This is a genomic window from Pseudomonas sp. S36, from assembly GCF_016647875.1.
In the GTDB taxonomy this organism is placed as follows: Bacteria; Pseudomonadota; Gammaproteobacteria; order Pseudomonadales; family Pseudomonadaceae; genus Aquipseudomonas; species Aquipseudomonas parafulva.
In genome coordinates this window covers 1-3,031 of the sequence record NZ_JACVVG010000091.1, presented here as the reverse complement: position 1 = coordinate 3,031, position 3,031 = coordinate 1, and the positions used below count along the sequence as shown (strand labels likewise).

3 protein-coding genes are annotated in these 3,031 nt (G+C 66.1%); 2 read left to right on the top strand and 1 reads right to left on the bottom strand.

Features of this window, described 5'->3' with window-relative positions; all coding sequences use genetic code 11:
• The coding region (locus tag IAE36_RS23420) for a VUT family protein (protein WP_201214968.1) at positions 1 to 293 on the top strand (293 nt) is incomplete at its 5' end.
• Positions 294 to 369: 76 nt separating this feature from the next.
• A complete protein-coding gene (gene purT, locus IAE36_RS23415) occupies positions 370 to 1,551 on the top strand; it encodes a formate-dependent phosphoribosylglycinamide formyltransferase (protein ID WP_028634840.1) in 1,182 nt (393 codons plus the stop codon).
• 42 nt (positions 1,552 to 1,593) lie between these two features.
• On the opposite strand, the gene IAE36_RS23410 is transcribed toward purT, so the two are convergent.
• Positions 1,594 to 2,895: an MFS transporter gene (locus tag IAE36_RS23410; protein ID WP_028634841.1), complete on the bottom strand. Its 1,302-nt coding sequence runs from the start codon at positions 2,893 to 2,895 to the stop codon at positions 1,594 to 1,596.
• Positions 2,896 to 3,031 lie beyond the last annotated feature (136 nt).

Genomic DNA, 3,031 nt, shown 5'->3' with positions numbered 1-3,031 from the left:
TACTGTCGTACGCTACGTCCGCGCCGGCCGGCGCGCGGGCCAGCGCGACGGCGTTCTTCGTTTCCGAGCTGATCGACTGGCTGGTGTTCAGTGTCACCCGCCGGCCCCTGCGCGATCGCCTGTGGCTAAGCTCCGCGCTGAGCATCCCGGTGGACACCTTCATCTTCTTCGGCATGATCGGGGCGCTCACCCCGGCTGTGGTCGGTACGGCCATGGCATCCAAGTTCGCCGGGGTCACGGCGGTGTGGTTGGCCATGGCATTTCGCGCCCGGCGGGCCGCTGTGGCGGGCTGATGGTGTAGAATATCGGTCCTTTTTCAGCGGGTGGCGCCTGGCATGGCGTGGCCCCGGATGCCTGCGAGGACCTGAAATGACCCGTATCGGAACCCCCTTGTCGCCTACCGCGACCCGTGTACTGCTGTGCGGCTGTGGCGAACTGGGCAAGGAAGTGGTGATCGAGCTTCAGCGCCTGGGCGTGGAAGTGATCGCCGTCGATCGCTACGCCAATGCCCCGGCCATGCAGGTGGCCCACCGCAGCCACGTGGTCAACATGCTCGATGGCGTGGCCCTGCGTGCGGTGATCGAGGCCGAGAAGCCGCACTACATCGTTCCGGAAATCGAGGCCATCGCCACCGCTACCCTGGTCGAGCTGGAAAATGAAGGCTTCAACGTGGTGCCCACCGCCCGTGCCACCCAGCTGACCATGAACCGCGAAGGCATCCGCCGCCTGGCCGCAGAAGACCTGGACCTGCCAACCTCGCCCTACCACTTCGCCGACACCTTCGAAGCCTACGCCGAGGCCGTGGCCGACGTGGGCTACCCCTGCGTGGTCAAGCCGGTGATGAGCTCGTCGGGCAAGGGCCAGAGCCTGCTGCGCAGCGACGCCGACCTGCAGGCTTCATGGGCCTATGCCCAGGAGGGCGGCCGTGCTGGCAAGGGGCGCGTGATCGTGGAAGGCTTCATCGACTTCGACTACGAAATCACCCTGCTGACCGTGCGGCACGTGGGCGGCACGACCTTCCTGGAACCGGTGGGCCATCGCCAGGAGAAGGGCGACTATCAGGAGTCCTGGCAGCCGCAGGCCATGAGCCCCAAGGCACTTGCAGAGTCGCAGCGGGTGGCCAAGGCGGTCACCGATGCCCTGGGCGGGCGCGGCCTGTTTGGCGTGGAGCTGTTCGTGAAAGGCGACCAGGTGTGGTTCAGTGAGGTGTCGCCGCGCCCTCACGACACCGGCCTGGTCACGCTGATTTCACAGGACTTGTCGCAGTTCGCCCTGCATGCCCGTGCCATTCTCGGCTTGCCGATCCCGGTGGTGCGCCAGTTCGGGCCGTCTGCCTCGGCGGTGATCCTGCCCGAGGGGCAGTCCCAGCAGACCAGCTTCGCCAACCTGGGCGCCGCACTGAGCGAGCCGGACACCGCGATCCGCCTGTTCGGCAAGCCGGAAATCAACGGTACCCGCCGCATGGGCGTATGCCTGGCGCGCGACGAGTCGGTCGAAGCGGCCCGGGCCAAGGCAACCCGCGCCTCCCAGGCAGTCAAGGTCGAGTTCTGAGCAATTAGCTGCAAGGGGCTTATGCCCCTTGCAGCCCTGCGCTTACAGCTCGCTGTCGCGGGTTTCTTTCAGGCACAGCACGGCGATCAGGCTGATGACTGCTGCGGCCGACACATACCCCCCCACCCAGCTCAAACCGCCCATGCTGACCAGTTTCTGGGCGAAGAACGGTGCTGCCGAGGCGCCGACGATACCGCCCAGGTTGTAGGCTGCCGAAGCACCGGTGTAGCGCACGTGGGTGGGGAACAGTTCCGGCAGCAAAGCCCCCATGGGCGCGAAGGTGACCCCCATCAGGAACAGCTCGATGGCCAGGAACAGCGCCACCCCGGCGGTGGAGCCGGAGGTCAGCAGCGGTTCCATGGCAAAACCGGATGCCACGGCCAGCAAGCCGCCGACAATAAGCACCGGTTTGCGCCCGTATCGGTCGCTGAGCCATGCCGACAGCGGTGTGGCCAGGGCCATGAACACCACGGCGAAGCACAACAGGCCCAGGAAGGTTTCGCGGCTGTAGCCCAGGGTGGTAACGCCGTAGCTCAGCGAGAACACGGTCGAAATGTAGAACAGCGCGTAGCACACCACCATGGCCGCAGCGCCCAGCAAGGTGGGCATCCAGTATTTGGAGAACAGGTCCACCACCGGCATTTTCACCCGCTCATGGCGCGCCACGGCCTTGGCAAACACTGGGCTCTCCTCAAGCTTCAGCCTCACGTACAGCCCCACCAACACCAGCGCGGCGCTGAGCAGGAACGGGATGCGCCAGCCCCATTCGCGGAACTGCTCGTCGCTGAGCACCAGGGCCAGGGTCAGGAACAGGCCATTGGCGGCCAGGAAACCGATCGATGGCCCCAGCTGCGGGAACATGCCGAACCAGGCGCGTTTGCCCGGCGGTGCGTTTTCCGTGGCCAGCAGCGCGGCGCCGCCCCATTCCCCACCCAGGCCCAGGCCCTGCCCGAAGCGCAGCAGGCAAAGGATGATCGGCGCCCACACGCCAATGCTGTCATAGCCCGGCAAGATGCCGATGGCGGTGGTGGACACACCCATCAGCAGCAGCGAGGCGACCAGGGTCGACTTGCGGCCGATGCGGTCGCCAAAGTGGCCGAACAGCGCCGAGCCCAACGGCCGCGCCAGGAAGGCGATACCGAAGGTAAGAAACGCCGCCAGCATCTGCGCCGTACCGGAGCCGGACGGGAAGAACACTGGGCCGATCACCAGGGCCGCAGCCGTGGCGTAGACGTAAAAATCGTAGAACTCGATGGCGGTGCCGATGAAGCTTGCGGTGGCCACTCGTGCGGGGGAGTTGACCGGCGCACTGGGCGCCTGGGCATAGGTGCTGCTGGTAGTCATGCGTGAGTCCCTGACAGTCTGGCCGGGCGCTATCAGCGTTGCGTGCGCCTGTGGGTTTGGCACAGGCACGGGTGATAAGCGCCGGAGCGTTTTATTGTTGTCTGCGCCAGACTGACGATGGGCCAGGGGGTGGGGG

Excerpts from the sequence above, each read along its gene's own strand:
- purT (WP_028634840.1), top strand. The coding sequence starts at position 370 with ATGACCCGTATCGGAACCCCCTTGTCGCCTACCGCGACCCGTGTACTG.
- IAE36_RS23410 (WP_028634841.1), bottom strand. The coding sequence starts at position 2,895 with ATGACTACCAGCAGCACCTATGCCCAGGCGCCCAGTGCGCCGGTCAAC.